General features: G+C 66.6%; 15 protein-coding genes and 1 pseudogene. 12 read left to right on the top strand and 4 right to left on the bottom strand.

Annotation, left to right across the window (positions count from 1 at the left end):
• Positions 1-70: 70 nt before the first annotated feature.
• From AC3A6F_RS10385 to AC3A6F_RS10350, 8 genes and pseudogenes are all read left to right on the top strand, one after another.
• Positions 71-778: a cytochrome c biogenesis CcdA family protein gene (locus AC3A6F_RS10385; RefSeq protein ID WP_487680364.1), complete on the top strand. Its 708-nt coding sequence runs from the start codon at positions 71-73 to the stop codon at positions 776-778.
• Positions 779-789: 11 nt separating this feature from the next.
• On the top strand, positions 790-1311 hold the full coding sequence (locus tag AC3A6F_RS10380) for a thioredoxin family protein (protein WP_487680362.1): 522 nt from the start codon (positions 790-792) through the stop codon (positions 1309-1311).
• Between the two features lie 35 nt (positions 1312-1346).
• Positions 1347-2084, top strand: coding sequence for a 3-oxoacyl-ACP reductase family protein (locus tag AC3A6F_RS10375; RefSeq protein ID WP_487680360.1), 738 nt, complete (start codon positions 1347-1349; stop codon positions 2082-2084).
• A 15-nt stretch (positions 2085-2099) separates the two neighbouring features.
• Positions 2100-3152 (top strand): alpha/beta fold hydrolase, encoded by a 1053-nt coding sequence (locus AC3A6F_RS10370; RefSeq protein WP_487680359.1) that lies wholly within the window; start codon positions 2100-2102, stop codon positions 3150-3152.
• A gap of 11 nt (positions 3153-3163) precedes the next feature.
• Positions 3164-3583 carry an organic hydroperoxide resistance protein gene (locus AC3A6F_RS10365; protein WP_487680357.1) on the top strand — a complete coding sequence of 140 codons (420 nt, stop codon included), beginning with the start codon at positions 3164-3166 and terminating at the stop codon, positions 3581-3583.
• Positions 3584-3594: 11 nt separating this feature from the next.
• On the top strand, positions 3595-4047 hold the full coding sequence (locus tag AC3A6F_RS10360; RefSeq protein WP_487680355.1) for a DUF6130 family protein: 453 nt from the start codon (positions 3595-3597) through the stop codon (positions 4045-4047).
• Between the two features lie 247 nt (positions 4048-4294).
• The gene (locus tag AC3A6F_RS10355; protein WP_487680353.1) at positions 4295-4849 is read left to right on the top strand and encodes a porin family protein; all 555 of its coding nucleotides are present in this window, start codon (positions 4295-4297) and stop codon (positions 4847-4849) included.
• A 50-nt stretch (positions 4850-4899) separates the two neighbouring features.
• A pseudogene (locus AC3A6F_RS10350) lies at positions 4900-4965 on the top strand (GAD-like domain-containing protein); the annotation flags it as partial.
• A 158-nt stretch (positions 4966-5123) separates the two neighbouring features.
• Here the strand turns inward: AC3A6F_RS10350 and AC3A6F_RS10345 are convergent.
• A complete protein-coding gene (locus AC3A6F_RS10345) occupies positions 5124-7193 on the bottom strand; it encodes a diguanylate cyclase (RefSeq protein WP_487680352.1) in 2070 nt (689 codons plus the stop codon).
• Between the two features lie 331 nt (positions 7194-7524).
• Here AC3A6F_RS10345 and AC3A6F_RS10340 point away from each other — a divergent pair, with 331 nt between their 5' ends.
• Positions 7525-8286: a DUF2243 domain-containing protein gene (locus AC3A6F_RS10340; protein WP_487680350.1), complete on the top strand. Its 762-nt coding sequence runs from the start codon at positions 7525-7527 to the stop codon at positions 8284-8286.
• Here the strand turns inward: AC3A6F_RS10340 and AC3A6F_RS10335 are convergent.
• The 3 genes from AC3A6F_RS10335 to AC3A6F_RS10325 form a co-directional block, all read right to left on the bottom strand.
• Positions 8283-10085: an ABC transporter ATP-binding protein gene (locus tag AC3A6F_RS10335; protein ID WP_487680348.1), complete on the bottom strand. Its 1803-nt coding sequence runs from the start codon at positions 10083-10085 to the stop codon at positions 8283-8285. The two genes, AC3A6F_RS10340 and AC3A6F_RS10335, sit on opposite strands and share 4 nt — an antisense overlap.
• Positions 10075-11835, bottom strand: coding sequence for an ABC transporter ATP-binding protein (locus tag AC3A6F_RS10330; RefSeq protein ID WP_487680346.1), 1761 nt, complete (start codon positions 11833-11835; stop codon positions 10075-10077). The genes AC3A6F_RS10335 and AC3A6F_RS10330 overlap by 11 nt, the downstream gene beginning before the upstream one ends.
• Before the next feature lie 124 nt (positions 11836-11959).
• Positions 11960-12700: a phasin family protein gene (locus tag AC3A6F_RS10325; RefSeq protein ID WP_487680344.1), complete on the bottom strand. Its 741-nt coding sequence runs from the start codon at positions 12698-12700 to the stop codon at positions 11960-11962.
• A 184-nt stretch (positions 12701-12884) separates the two neighbouring features.
• On the opposite strand from AC3A6F_RS10325, the gene AC3A6F_RS10320 reads away from it, so the two are divergent.
• The 3 genes from AC3A6F_RS10320 to AC3A6F_RS10310 all read left to right on the top strand — a co-directional run bounded on the left by AC3A6F_RS10320 (position 12885) and on the right by AC3A6F_RS10310 (position 15330).
• Positions 12885-14189: an amidohydrolase family protein gene (locus tag AC3A6F_RS10320; protein ID WP_487680342.1), complete on the top strand. Its 1305-nt coding sequence runs from the start codon at positions 12885-12887 to the stop codon at positions 14187-14189.
• 64 nt (positions 14190-14253) lie between these two features.
• Positions 14254-14781, top strand: coding sequence for an N-acetyltransferase family protein (locus AC3A6F_RS10315; protein ID WP_487680340.1), 528 nt, complete (start codon positions 14254-14256; stop codon positions 14779-14781).
• Positions 14782-14814: 33 nt separating this feature from the next.
• Positions 14815-15330 carry a GNAT family N-acetyltransferase gene (locus AC3A6F_RS10310; protein WP_487680338.1) on the top strand — a complete coding sequence of 172 codons (516 nt, stop codon included), beginning with the start codon at positions 14815-14817 and terminating at the stop codon, positions 15328-15330.
• Positions 15331-15402: the final 72 nt, after the last annotated feature.

Below are 15402 nucleotides of genomic sequence, written 5' to 3'. Positions count from 1 at the left end.
CCCCATTCCCGACACATCCCGGATACGCCACGGCGGTCCAATACGGTCATCCCAACAGGAGGACCGTACCATGTCAACTCTCATCGACGCACCACTTGCCCTGCTCGGCGGCGTGCTGACCATCGCTTCGCCCTGCGTGCTCCCCATCCTGCCCATCGTCCTGGGCGGCACCCTGCAAGACCGGGCGGAGGGACAACGCAATACACGCCCCCTGTTCATCGTGGCCGGCTTCGTCATCTCTTTCGCCGCACTCGGCATGCTGCTGGCCAGCGCCTCGCAGCACGTCGTGCTGGCCCACGAAACGCTGCGCTACGCGGGCCTGGCCATCCTGGCCGTGCTGGGCGTGGCAATGCTGTGGAAGGCGCCGTATGCCTTTCTGATGAACCGCTTGAGCGCCCTGGTGAGCCGCGCGATGCCAGCCGGCGGCGAGGCCCGCGCCGGCAACCTCGGTGGCCTGTTGCTCGGCATGTCGCTGGGCGCGGTCTGGACGCCCTGCGCCGGCCCGGTGCTGGCCTCGATCCTGGTGCTGGTAGCCCAGGCCCAGGATATCGGCCGCTCGGCCGGCCTGCTGCTGCTGTACGCCATCGGCGCCGGCATCCCGATGCTCGTCATCGCCTATGGCGGCCAATTCGTCCGCACCCGGATCCGCGCCGTGGCGCGCCACGCCGACCGCCTGCAACAGCTGTTCGGCGCGCTGATCCTGGCCACCGCCGCCGCCATCTATTTCCAGTACGACGTCCTGCTGTACGCCCATCTCGCCAACTTCATCTCGCTCTGAAAGGAATCATCATGAAACGCCTGTTCACCCTGCTGCTCGCCGGCGCCACCTTCTTCAACGCCGCCTCGTCCCACGGCGCGCCGCTCGCCAAGGTCCAGACCGCACCTGAATTCACCGGCATCGACAAGTGGCTCAATTCGCAGCCCCTCACCATGCAGGGCCTGCGCGGCAAGGTCGTGCTGGTCGATTTCTGGACCTACACCTGTATCAACTGCATCCGCACGTTGCCCCATGTGAAGCGCTGGCACGAGAAGTACAAGGATCAGGGCCTGGTCGTGGTCGGCGTGCATACCCCCGAGTATCCGTTCGAGCGCTCGACCTCGAACGTGCAGTCCGCGATTAAGCGCTTCGGCATCCCGTACGCGGTCGCCCAGGACAACCGCTACGCCACCTGGGAAGCCTATTCGAACCAGTATTGGCCGGCGGTCTACCTGATCGACAAGCGCGGACGCATCGTCTACACGCACTTCGGCGAAGGCGCCTACCAGGAGACCGAAGCCAAAATCCAGGCCCTGCTGGCCGAAGCGGCGTAAGCCATCATTTTTTCAACCCACGAAGGAGAACCACCATGAACACCATCACCGCACAAGCAAAAATCGCACTCGTCTTCGGCGGCTCGCGCGGCATCGGCGCCGGCATCGCCCTGCGCCTGGCGCAGGAAGGCGCCAACGTCGCCCTGACCTATGCCGCGGCCACGACCAAGGCCAATGAAGTGGTCGCCGCCATCGAACAGGAGGGCCGCGAAGCGCTGGCGATCCAGGCCGACAGCGGCAACGCTGCCGACCTGCAGTCGGCCGTGCGCCAGGCCGTGGAACGCTTCGGGGGCATCGACATCGTCGTCGTCGCCGCCGGCATCCTGCACATCGCCGACGTGGCCGAATTCAGCATCGACCACCTCGATCGCATGCTCGACGTGAACGTGCGCGGCGTCTACCTGGCGATCAAGGCGGCCCTGCCGCATATGGGAGAGGGCGGCCGCATCGTCACCATCGGCAGCAATGTGGCCGAACGCAGCAGCCATCCCGGGTCCAGCGTGTACGCCATGACCAAGGGCGCGGTGGCGGTGATGGTCAAGGGCCTGGCGGTCGACCTGGCGCCGCGCGGCATCACCGTCAACAACATCCAGCCCGGCCCGATCGCGACCGACATGACGGCCGACATGCTCGAGATGATCACGCCCCTGATCCCGGTCAAGCGCGTCGGCCAGCCGGCCGAGATCGGCGGACTCGTGGCCTACCTGACCGGCCCGGATTCGGGCTATATGACGGGCGCCAGCCTGACCATCGACGGCGGCATGTCGCTGTAATCCGGGGAGAACATCATGACCGACACCACCAACCTGAAACGCAGGGGTTTCCTGGGCACCGCAGCGCTGGGCATCGCCGCCTTTCAAACCAGCCTGATGGGCGCCGCGCAGGCGGCGCCTGCAGGCGCCAGGGCAAACGCCGGCAGCGGGATATCCCCGGCCAGCAATACCTTCACCGACATCCGCCAGATCCGCGCCGGCGTGCTCGACGTCGGGTATGTCGATGCCGGGCCGCGCACCGGCACGCCGATCGTGCTGTTCCACGGCTGGCCCTACGACATTCACGCCTTCATCGACGTAGTGCCGATCCTGACCGCGGCCGGCTACCGCGTAATCGTGCCGCACCTGCGCGGCTACGGCAGCACGCGCTTCCTGTCGCCGGACCTGCTCCGTAACGGCCAGCAGGCCAGCTTCACGGCCGACGCCGTGGCCTTCCTCGATGAACTCAAGATCGAGCGCGCCATCGTCGCCGGTTTCGACTGGGGCGCCCGCATCGCCACCACCCTGGCCGCACTGTGGCCGCAGCGTTTCAATGCGCTGGTCTCGGTCAGCGGCTACCTGATCGGCAGCCAGGAAGGCAATATCAAGCCGCTGGCGCCGAAGGCCGAGCTGCAATGGTGGTACCAGTACTACTTCGCCACCCCGCGCGGCGAGCTCGGTTATCGCGAAAACACGCACGCCTTCGCGCGCCTGATCTGGGAGCTGGCGTCGCCCGAGTGGAAGTTCGACGACGCGACCTTCGCCCGTTCGGCCAAATCGCTCGACAACCCGGACCACGTCGCCATCTCGATCAGCAACTACCGCTGGCGCCTGGGCCTGGCGCCGAGCGAGCCGCAGTACGAAGACATCGAGCGGCGCCTGGCCAAATTCCCCGACGTCGCGGTGCCGACCATCACGATGGAGGGCGAAGCCAACGGGGCGCCGCATCCCGATCCGAAGAACTACGCCAGGAAATTCTTGAAGAAGTACGAACACCGCCACCTCGCCAAGGGTGTCGGCCACAACCTGCCGCAGGAAGCGCCCCGGGACTTCGCCCAGGCCATCCTCGACGTCGCCAGATGGATTTGAGGAGATCGACCATGAACACCCATGCAAACGTGCTTTACACCGGCAAGACCCACACCACCTCGGGCGGCCGCGATGGCGCGGCCCGCAGCGCCGACGGCCGCCTGGACATCCAGCTGTCCTCGCCCGGTTCGGCAGGCGCGGGCACCAATCCCGAGCAGCTGTTCGCGGCCGGCTGGTCGGCCTGCTTCATCAGTGCGATCGGGCTCGCGGCGGGCAAGCTGGGCGTGAAGCTGCCGGCCGGGCTGGCGGTCGACGCCGAAGTGGACCTGTGCAATGCCCGCGGCGCCTACTTTCTGCAGGCGCGCCTGAACGTGCACCTGCCCGGCCTGGACCAGGACACTGCGCGCACGCTGGTCGACAGCGCGCACCAGACCTGCCCGTATTCGAAGGCGACGCGCGGCAATATCGACGTCCAGATCAACCTCGTCTGAGAGAGAACATCATGCGACTATTGTCTACCCTGATCCTCGGCCTCGCGGCCACCCTGTCCCTGCCGGTCTTCGCCCGGGGCGATGTCGGCGGCGCCCGCCCGATCGCCGTGGTGGCGATCGAGAACGAGGCGGCTCCCAGATTGATCGTCGACCAGCCGCTGCCAGGACCGCTGGCGAAAGGCCAGGTCTTCATCGGCTACCGCACCGAGAACATCCGCATCGTGCCGGTATATAACAAGGGCGCGCTCGATGTGTCGCCGCGCATCGGCCACCTGCACGTGACGGTGGACGGCGCGCCATGGCACTGGGCCGACGCCAGCAACGAGCCAATCATTCTTGTGGGCCTGGCGCCCGGCCCGCACAAGGTGCTGGTCGAACTGGCCGATCCCACACACATGGTCGTCGCCAGCAAGACGGTGGAATTCGTCGTGCCGGCGGTGGCGGGCCGCCAGTACGGGCATTAGCCGGGAAGGTCGCCGCCAAGTTGTATCCAGAGGTAACGCAATACATATATTGCATTACGCAAGATCATGCGGCGAATGGCGCGCATCGTGCCGGCAAGTCACCCCGGCCGGCCAGCAGGTCGCCAGCCGGACCGCCCATCGTTACAAGCGCTTACGTATCAACGGTTCAGCTTGGCTTGCCATTGGTGCTACCTTTCCAATACGCAATTCAATGAGGAATTGCGAACCAGACCAGATAGAGGACATCATGAAAAAACTGTTCATCACGCTCGCAGCCACCGTGGCCGCCATCGGTTCCGCACAAGCCCAGAGCATCGTCACCGAGGGCGTCACGGCGCGCCCCTATATCGGCGCCGCCGTATCCGGCGCCAAGAACCAGACGACGGACGACTGGCAGGCCGGCGGCAAGATCTTCGGCGGCTACAACATCGATCAGAACTGGGCGGTGGAAGTCGGCCACTCCCGCTTTGGCAAGGAAGACTTCAGGGCTACCGCAGCGCCTCAATTCCCGGATGCCCAGGTAAAGAGCTCGCGCACCTATATCGCGGGTAAATACACGATGCCGGTGAGTACCGACCTGTCGGCCTACGCAAAGCTGGGCGCGTCGTATAACGAAACCAAGACCAGCTTCATGAGCGCCAACCGGACCAATCGCGACACCGGCGCCTACGCTGCGCTGGGCTTGCAGTATGCGCTGGCGCCGAACGTGGCGCTGGTTGGCGAATACGAGCGTTATGGCAAGAAAAAGGACGTAGGCGCCAAGGCTGACGTCGTGTCGGTGGGCCTGCAGTACGGCTTCTGAGCTTTCCCTCGCTCGCCGGACGCGCAGGTTGACGCCTTCGCGGCCGGCTAATCTGCTGGCAGGAAGAAGGACGGTGCGGCTACAAGGATGGACTATTCTGGACGGTCAACCCAGATGACCATGAGGATAGCCAGTTGACGATACTTCGCCAACTGGCTGTGCCTACGATGCCGTTTTTCGATGTCGAGATCGATAAGCTGCTCGGCCCCAGCCGCGCAACGAGAGCGCGTGCCAGTCCGGCCGAGCGACCACCCACTGCCACAACGGCTCCGGTTCAACCGTTCGCCGCCTTCAACGGCTCCCGCTCGCCCATCACGACCGACAAATCGACCTGCCCCGCGCGCCACGCATGCTCCAGGTTCTGCTCGATCGCATCGATGCTGGCCAGCCTGTCGTCGGCGAAGCCGCGCACGCCATACGCGCGGTTGCGCCCGTGCGACTTGGCCAGGTACAGCGCCATGTCCACCAGGTTCACCACGCGCTCCCACGCCAGGTTCTGCTTGCCCACCGACAGCGGGAAGGGCGCATAGCCGATCGAGACGTTCACGGAGAGGGCCGTGCCGCCATGGTCGACGACGGTCGCGCCGATGCCGGCCAGGATGCGCCCGGCCACCTCGTCCAGCCCTGATGTGCCGGCGGGCGCCGTCGGCAGGTAGGCCAGGAATTCCTCGCCGCCCCAGCGCACGATCATGTCGGTCTCGCGCAGGATCTCGCACAGGCGCGCCGCGATCGTGGTCAGCACCGCGTCGCCGGCCGCATGGCCGTAGGTGTCGTTGATGTTCTTGAAGTGGTCGACATCGAGCAGGAACAAGGCGCCGCCGCTTGCTTGCTCATTGCTCTCCTCTACTGCCGCCGGCAGCGCGCGCATGTATTCCAAAAAATGGCGTCGGTTGTACAGTCCCGTCAGCGGATCGCGCACGCTCTGCTGCTTGAGTTCGCGGTTCTTTTCGTGCAGCTGGGCGTTAGCATGGCGCACCTTGCGGTACAACAGGCCGACCACGGTCGCCGCCAGCGCGAACACCGCGACCAGCAGCCACCACACGCGCTGCTGCAGGCGGCGGTTGTCGATCTCGGTCGACTTGATCAGGTTCTCGCTGCGCAGCAGCTCGATCTGGCGCTGCTTCTTGTCGCCCTCGTACTTTTCCTGCAGGTCGAGCATCGCCTGCTGGCGGCGCCGTTCGAACAACTCGTTCGAGATCTTGCGCTCGCGATGATAGGCTTGCAGCGCGCCGGGCAGGTCGCCGGCGCGTTCCAGTGCGAGGCCGTATTCGACCAGGGCGTTCTGCAGTTCCGGCTTGTCGCCGATCTCCTCGTAGCCGGCCATGCCCAGCTCGATCTGGCGCTTGCCGTCGGCCAGCCGGCCGGTGCCCAGATAGGCCTGGCCCAGGTTCAGGTGCGCGGTCGCATCGAGTTTGCGGTCGTTCAGCGGACGCGCCGCCGCTACCGCCTGCTCGGCGTAGCCCGCCGCTTGCTTGTAGGCGCCGGTCTTGAGATAGAAGTCCGACAGGTTGATCAGCGACACCGCGATCCGCTTGGTGGCGCCGATCGAGCGTTCCAGCGCCAGTCCTTCCTGCAGCGCGCGCAGCGCGCGTTCGCGCTGGCCGGTATCGATCGCCAGCCAATACTCGGCGTTCCTGATGGTCGCCATGCGGCCGGGCGAATCCGCCTTGCGGGCGGCGGCGAGCGCCTCGTCCAGCAGGCCGAAACCTTTTTCGGGTTCGCGCATCTGGGAGTAGAGGCGCACCAGCGAATTGAGCGCCATGACCACGTGCACCGGCTCGCCCTGCTTGCGCGCCAGTGCGGCCGCCGACTGCAGGCGCTCGAGGGCGCTCGGCAGATTGCCTTCCTCGGCATGCGATTCGCCCGACGAGATCGCTGCGCGTACGCGCAGGTCGATGTCCTCGGTGGTGTTGGCCAGCTTTTCCGCTTCCCAGATCAGGCGGTGCGCCTCGCCCGGACGATGCTGGGCAAAGGCGGAATACCCTTGTATCAGGAGGCCCTTGGCCAACGCGCCGGGATGGTCGTGCTCGCGCCCCAGGGCGAGCAGCTCGTTGGCCAGCGCGAAGGCCTGGGCGTGATGGCCAAGGCCATGGCGCGCCGTGGCGAGCTGGTTCAGGAATTCGATGCGCTGCGCCAGCGGCGCATTGCGGGCTTCCGGCTCGAGCGCTTCCAGCTTCGGGAGCGCGCGCTCAGGGACGAAACGATTCAGTTCGCGGATCTCTGCAATGCGCTGGTCCAGCGGCAGGACGCCGCTGGCGAACGCCAGGGGCGCCGCCACGCACAATGCCAGGGCCAGCGCGTGGGAGCGGAAATGCGCGAATGCGCAATGCAGGACAGCGAACATGCCGTTTCTCGTCGCGCCGGGGCGGTCCGGAGGAAGTTGTTTGGGCCATTATATGGCTGTTGCAAAGTAGAAATTTCACTTTCTCTTTAATTGTCACAAAAATGACACAGCCGATTTATGGGCGTCCGCGCGGCGACAGGGTGCTCGCCCCGGGAAGCCTGCCAATCCGGGCAAACATGATCAAACCGCGTGTTTAGTGGGACAACAAAATGTCGCCCATCGGAAGTAACCGATAGCAAAAATCACGCACCAAATTGTGGCGGCAACTGTGCGATCCCGATCCACGCCGGCTTCTATACTGGGGTCCACGATTGGCGACGAGGAGAACGCGATGTGGAAGTCACCCTGGGCCAGGTGGGGCGCGATGCTGGGCTTCGCGCTGGGCGGTTTTTTCGACGGCATCCTGCTGCACCAGATCCTGCAGTGGCACCACCTTCTGAGCCTGGTGCCCGGCATCGACGACCTGCGCCTGCAGGTGCTGTGGGATGGTTACTTCCACCTGCTGATGTACGTGATCGCCCTGGCCGGCCTGGTCGGGCTGTGGCGCGCGCAGCGGCGCGGTGGGGTGGATTGGGGCCGGCCGCTGGTGGGCGCGATGCTGGTCGGCTTTGGTGTCTGGCACACGGTCGACGCGCTGCTGTCGCACTGGCTGCTGGGCATCCACCGCATCCGCATCGACAGCCCGAACCCGCTGGCCTGGGATGTGCTGTGGCTGGCCGCGTTCGGCATCGTGCCGTTGGTGCTCGGCTGGCGCTGGCTGCGCCGCCAGGGCGGCAGCGGCGGTGGGATGCACAATGCGACCGTGGCGATGGCCCTGCTGGCCGCCGGCACGGCCGGCGCCGGCGCCTGGGCGCTGATGCCGCCGCCGGGGCAAGACCTGACCACGGTCGTGTTCCACCCCGGCGCCGGCCCGCGCGAGGTGTTCGCGGCGCTCGACGCGGTCGACGGTCGCCTCGTATGGAGCGACCGCGCCATGGGCGTGGTGGTGATGGCGGTGCCGGAATCGCGCCGCTGGGACCTGTACCGGCACGGCGCGCTGCTGGTGAGCGGCAGCGGCGCGCCAGCCGGTTGTTTCAACTGGAGTCGAATCTAGACGGCGATCTGCTGCAACAGATACAGCCGCTGATACAAGCCGCCCTCGATCCGCATCAGTTCCTCGTGCGGCCCGGCCTCAAGGATCTTGCCGTGGTTGAGCACGATGATGCGGTCGGCTTCGCGAATGGTCGACAGGCGGTGCGCGATGGCGATGATGGTCACCTTGCCGCGCAACTCCTCCAGGGCTTCCTGCACGATCTGCTCGGTGGCGCTGTCGATGCGCGAGGTCGCCTCGTCCAGCAGCAGGATGCGCGGCTCGCCGGCCAGCGCGCGCGCGATCGCGATCAGCTGCTTCTGGCCGGATGACAAACGCGAGCCGCCTTCGCCCAGCTGGGTCTCGTAGCCGTCTTCCAGTGCTTCGATGAAGTCGTGGGCGTGGGCCGCGCGCGCCGCCGCCTGCAAACGCTCGAGCGGCAGGCCGCGGCCCATGTCGATGTTTTCACGCGCGGTGGCGGCCAGGATGAACGGGTCTTGCGGCACCAGGCCGACCTCGTTGCGGAAGCGCTCGTTGCCGATGCCTGCCAGCGGCAGGCCGCCGATCTCGATAGTGCCCTTGTCGGCCACGTAGTAGCGCAGTAGCAGCGACAGCAGGGTCGACTTGCCGCTGCCGGTGTGCCCCACGATGCCGAAGAAGGCGCCTTGCGGCACGTCGAGCGACAGGTCGTGCAGCACCGGCTGGCCCGCCACGTAGGCGAATTCCACGTTGCGTACCCGCACCGCCGGCGCAGTTGCCGAGAAGACGCTGTCGTCGTGGGCGCGCTTGGGATCGTGTTCCGGCGCGCCCGCTTCATCGAGCAGCGTGTTCACGCGCGCCGCCGCCACCACCGCCTGCTGCAGGCCGCTGAACTGCATCGTGATCTGGATGAGGGGTTCCACCACGCGCGCGATATAGCTCACAAAAGCGTACAGCACGCCCACCTCGACCGCGCCGACCTCGCGCTGGCCGAAGGCGAAGATCACCAGCGCCAGCAGGGCGACATTGAGCAGGTCGAGCGCGGGCCGCAGCAGGAAGGCGTTGGCGCGCAGCTCGGCCACGCGCGCCGTGTAGTGGTTGCGGTTGGTGCCCAGGAAGCGCTCGCCGAAACGCACTTCGGCATTGCTGGCCTGCAGCACGCTCATGCCGCCGATCGACTCGGCCATCTGGGCATTGATGTCGCTGCGCAGTGCGCGCGCGCGGGTGACTGCCGGCGCCGACAGGCGCTGGTAGAGCCAGACGATGCCCACCACCGCCGGCACCAGCGTCAGCACGATCAGCATGAGGCGCCAGTCGAGCCAGGCCATCGCGATCATGGTGCCGATCAGAACGATCGAGTTGTCCAGCATGACGTACAGGACCTGGATGTACAGGGTCTTGACCGCCTCGGTGTCGTTGGTCACGCGGCTGACCAGCTGGCCGGTGATGGCGCGGTCGAAGAAGGCCATCGGCAGGCGCAGCACGTGGCCATAGACCCATTCGCGCAGGCGCTGCACCGAGCGCATCGCCAGGCCCGACAGGCGGATCAGCTGCAGGTAGCGCACCCAGCTCGAGATCCAGCCGGTGACGACCAGGCCGCCCAGCAGCAGGGTCATCTGCGTCCAGTCGAGGTTGCGCGGCAGCAGGTGGTCGTCGATCAGGGCCTTGCCCAGCAGCGGGCCCAGGACTTCGAAGGCCGCGGCCAGGATCAGCCACAGGGTGGCGACGGCCAGGTGGCGCTTTTCGGGCGCGGCGGCGCGGCGCAGCAGGCGCGTGGCGAGCTTGGCCTGGTTGCGCAGTTCGCCGCGTTCCACGGATTTGTCGGGGCTTGCGTCAGATGGCATCGAGGCTGGCCTCCAGTTGTTGGTAGCGCCACTGGCTGGCATACCAGCCATCCAGCGCGAGCAGTTGATCGTGGGTGCCCGCTTCGACCACGCGGCCGGCCTTGAGCACGATAATGTGGTCGGCCGCGACCACGCTTGATAACCGGTGGCTGGCGATGATGGCGGCGCGCCCCGGCTGCGCCTGGCGCAGTTCGGCCAGGTGTTCGAGGATGCGGGTTTCGGTGCCGGTGTCGACCGCCGACAGGGCGTCGTCCAGCAGCAGCAGGGAACTAGCGGCCAGCAGCGAGCGCGCGATCGCGACCCGCTGGCGCTGGCCGCCCGACAGGGTGATGCCTTTTTCGCCGACCGGGGTGTCGTAGCCGTGCGGGAAGCGCAGGATGTCGTCGTGGATGTCGGCCATCTGCGCCGCCGCGATCACCTCGGCGCGCGAGGCGCCGGGACGGGCCAGCGCGATGTTCTCGGCGATCGTGGCCGAGAACAAAAAGGATTCCTGCGGCACCCAGCTGGTCGCGCTGCGCAAGGCCGACAGGCGATAGGCGTCGAGCGCCTGGCCGGCCCATTCGGCGCGGCCGGACTGCGGCGTGGCCTGGCGCAGCAGCACCCGCAGCAGGGTCGACTTGCCGGAGCCGGTCGGGCCGACCAGGCCCAGGGTCTGGCCCGGCTCGAGCCGCAGCGATACGCCGTCGAGCGCCGGATCCTGCAGCTTGCCCTGGCCGCCATAGGCGAAGGTGACCTTGTCCAGCACCAGCGGGCCCTGGCCGACCTTCTCGACCGTGCCGGTGTCCTCGACCGAGAGCGGGGCGTCGAGCAGCGGTTGCAGGCGCGCCAGGCCAGCGCGGCCGCGTTCGATCAGGGTCAGCACCCAGCCGGCCGCGAACATCGGCCAGATCAGCTGGCCCAGGTACATCGTGAAGCTGGTCAGGGCGCCCACGGTGAGCTCGTTCTGCCACACCAGGTAGCCGCCCAGGCCGAGCGTGAGGCCGGTGGCGGCGGTGAGCGTGAGCCCCACCGCCGGCTCGTAGGCGGCTTCCCATTTCTGCGCCGTCAGGCTGGCTTGCGCGGCATTGCCGGCCAGCTCGCCGAACTGGTTCGCGCTGCGCCCTTCGAGGCCCAGGGCGCGCAGGGTGCGCACGCCGGACAGCGACTCTTGCACGTGGTCGTTGAGGGCCGAGAAGCGCTTGAGCGCATCGCCTTCGGCGGTGTGGATATGGGTCGAGATGTACCAGAACGCGAGACCCATCAGCGGGAACGGCAGCAGCGCGACCAGGGCCAGGCGCCAGTCGACGCCCAGCATCATGATCCCCAGCACCATCACCAGGGTCAGCGTGCCGTCGAAGGCGGCCAGCAAGGCTTCGCCGGCCGCCATCTCGATGGCGTCGATGTCGTTGGTGGCCAGCGCCATCAGGTCGCCGGTGCGCTGGCGCTGGTAGAAGGCCGGGCCTTGCGCCGCCAGGCGCGCGTATAGCCGGGTGCGCAGCTCGACGCCCAGGTTGTAGGCGGCCGAATACAGCCGGATGCGCCAGCAGACCCGCAGCACGTAGATCGCCACGCCCAGCGCGACCAGTTCGGCGATCCCGAGCAGCAGGTCGTGCTGGCCGAGGCGGTTGGCGGCGAGGGCGTCGACCATGGCGCCGACCTTGCGCGGGATGAGGACGGTGCAGATCGCGACGCCGACCAGCATGGCGGCCGACGAGGCATAGGATTGCCAATGCCGGCGCACGAAGCCACCGATCAGCCTGGACAAACTCATTCGAAATCCTTGGAAATGCGCCCGAAAAAAAAGCGGGCCAGAGCCCGCTAGTGTAGTCGTTTTGCCTATCCGGCGCATTTCGCCGCGCATTTTGCGGCGCTATTGGCGCATCATGTCGTGCAGCTTATTTACGGCGCTTCGACGACGTGCCGATGCGGGTGACGGTGGCCGAATCCTTGTCCTCGACCGGGGCCGCAAGCGGTTGCGGCACCGCCGCCGCCTTCGAGGCGCCCTTGCCGACGGCCTTGGCGATCGGCTTTTGCTCGGACACGGGAACAGGCTCTTCGAGGACGGTCGCCTGCACCTCTGCCGCCGTCGCGATCGGCTCGGCTTGCTCGACCACGAACGGCTCTGGCGCGGCTGCCGGTGCGGGTATCTGCTCGGCAGCCTGCTTGAGCTGCTCTGTAGCTTCCTCGGTGACCTTCTCGGTGACTTTCTCGGCAGCCTGGATAACCTCCTTCGGCGCTTCATCCACGGCCTCGGAAATCAGCGCTTTCTGAACGACCGGCGCGACCACGGCCGGGGACGCTGCCTGTGGCGCGATCGTGCGCAAACCGTAGGGCTGGGCATTGGCGGTGATGTTGGCCAGTTCGCGGCCGTAGTTGAACAGGCTGCGTACCTGTTCTTCGGCGTGGCTGCGCAGCACCAGCAGGTCTTGCGGCTGGGTTGCCCCGATCAGCTGGCGCAGGGTGTGCGAGGAGCGCTCGACCGAATCGCGCGAGGCCGACAGGTTGAGCGACATGAGACGGCTGGCGTTGTCCAGCGCCTGCGTGGCGAAGGTATTGAAGAAGCGGAACTGCGCATCCAGCTGGGCGCTCAGTTGCCTGACAGATGCTGCGGACAATTGCTCGGGAAGTGAAGTCATTGGATTTCCTATCGGTCAGTATGGCGCGCTGCAATATTGACCAGTGTACCCACGATTTGCGGGTGTTGCAACGCACAAAGGTGGCTTATTAATTAAGGGTAATATTGCATCGCAGCATTGTTTGATTTAGCTCAAGGACCGTGTTCCTGAATTGCTACAATGACCAATCAAGGATGGAGTTGATATGGACCTCGTGATTCGCAATGCGACGCTGCCCGACGGCCGCCAAGACATCGATATCGGCATCGCCGACGGCCGCATCGCCGCCCTCGAGCCGCGGTTGGCAGCGCGGGGCGCGCGCGAGATCGATGCCGCTGGCGACCTGGTCAGTCCACCTTTCGTCGACGCCCATTTCCACATGGATGCGGTGCTGAGCTATGGCTTGCCGCGCGTGAACAGCAGCGGCACCTTGCTCGAAGGTATTGCGCTGTGGGGCGAGCTGAAACCGACGCTGACCCAGGACGCCCTGGTCGAGCGCGCGCTGCGCTATTGCGACTGGGCGGTGGCGCGCGGCCTGCTGGCGATTCGCAGCCATGTTGACGTCTGCGACGACCGCTTGCTGGCGGTGGAAGCCCTGCTCGACGTCAAGCGCCGGGTGGCGCCGTATCTTGACCTGCAACTGGTGGCTTTTCCGCAGGACGGCCTGCTGCGCAGCCCGACCGCCTTCGACAACCTGAAACGCGCGATCGGCATGGGCGTGGACGTGGTCGGCGGCATCCCCCATTTCGAGCGCACCATGGCGCAGGGCGCCGAGTCGGTGCGCCTGCTGTGCGAGTTCGCGGCCGAACGCGGCTTGCGCGTGGACATGCACTGCGACGAGAGCGACGATCCGCTGTCGCGCCATATCGAGACGCTGGCGCACGAGACCCTGCGCCTGGGTCTGCAGGGCAGGGTGGCCGGCTCGCACCTGACCTCGATGCACTCGATGGACAATTATTATGTGAGCAAGCTATTGCCGCTGATCGCGGAAAGCGGCGTGGCGGCGATCGCGAACCCGCTGATCAACATCACCCTGCAGGGCCGCCACGATACCTATCCGAAGCGGCGCGGCATGACCCGCGTGCCCGAGCTGATGGCGGCCGGCGTCGACGTCGCCTTCGGCCACGACTGCGTGCTCGATCCCTGGTACGGCATGGGCTCGGGCGACATGCTCGAAGTGGCGCACATGGGCCTGCACGTGGCGCAGATGACGGGGCTGGAGGCGATAGAGGCCTGCTTCGACGCGATCACCGCGACACCGGCGCGCATCCTCGGGCTCGAAGGCTATGGCCTGGCGCCCGGCTGCCACGCCGACCTGGTGATCCTGGCTGCCGGCTCGCCTGTCGAGGCGATCCGCCTGCGCGCGGCGCGCCGGCTCGTGCTGCGGCGCGGCCGGGTGGTGGCCGAGGCCCCGGCCGCCGCCAGCCGCCTGTACCTCGACGGGCGGCCCGATGGCGTCGACTTCCGGATGCCCCACGGCAACAAGCCCGCGAACCAGGACGCTCCGTGATTATTTGTGAGTTTTCAGGCAAAATAACTGACCGCCGGGTTCTGGCATTTGCATACTGACCGTTGTGATAGATATTGAAATCCGTCCCGCCGTCGAAGCCGACTTCGAGGCGATCTGGACCATTTTTTGCGCCCACGTGGTGGCCGGTGAAAGCTATGTCTTCACCACCGCCACCTCGCGCGAGGCCGGCCATCATTACTGGCTGGGCCAGGGCGTGAACAGCTTCGTCGCCGTGAGTGCGGCGGGGCGCGTGCTGGGCATGTACCGGCTGGTGCCGAACCAGGTCGGACGCGGCCACCACGTGGCCAACGCCTCGTATATGGTCAGCCCGTCGGCGCAAGGCGCGGGCATCGGCCGCCGGATGGGGGAACACAGCCTGAACGAGGCGCGCAGCCTGGGTTTCCTGGCGATGCAGTTCAACCACGTGGTCAGCACCAATGCCGCCGCCATCGGGCTGTGGAAGAAACTGGGCTTTTCCATCGTCGGCACCCTGCCCAAGGCCTTCCGCCACAAGCGGCTGGGCTATGTCGACGCCTATGTGATGTACCAGCTGCTGCAAGATCCCGACCACTGGCCGACCGCGGACGAGTAGTCGCGAGCACATAAGCACGATATGATCCCGGTCATGACCGAGATCCTCACCACCGACCGCCTGCGCCTGCGCCTCGTCACCGAGGACGACGCCCCGTTCTACCTGGCGCTGGCCAACGACCCCGCCTTCATCGAGCATATCGGCGACCGCAAGCTGCGCACCGTCGACGCCGCGCGCCGCGGTCTGCTCGAGGGACCGATCGCGATGCAGGAAAAATACGGCCATTCGCTGTACCTGGTCGAGCGGCTGGCGGACGGCGCGCCGATCGGCCTGTCCGGCCTGGTCAAGCGCGACACCCTGGAACACGTCGACATCGGTTATGCCTTCCTGCCCGAGTACCGCGGAAGCGGCTACGCCTTCGAGGCGGGGCAGGCGGTGGTGCGCCTTGCGGCGCGGCTGGGCATCCGGCGTCTGGCGGCGATCGTCGCGCCCGCCAATGCGGCCTCGATCGCGCTCCTGCAGCGCCTGGGACTGCGCCTGGAACGCCGCGCCAGCCTGGCTCCCGGCCAGCCCGAGGTGGACGTCTACCTGGCCGATCTGGATGGTTGAGTAGCGCACCTTGTGCGGGTATTGACGGTGGTACGATGGCGCATCGCCAACGCCTGCTTACCGAAACGACAC

The organism is Massilia sp. Soil_C_3 (assembly GCF_057657035.1).
The sequence above is the reverse complement of the archived record's forward strand: the minus strand, read 5'-3'. Positions and strand labels throughout refer to the sequence as shown.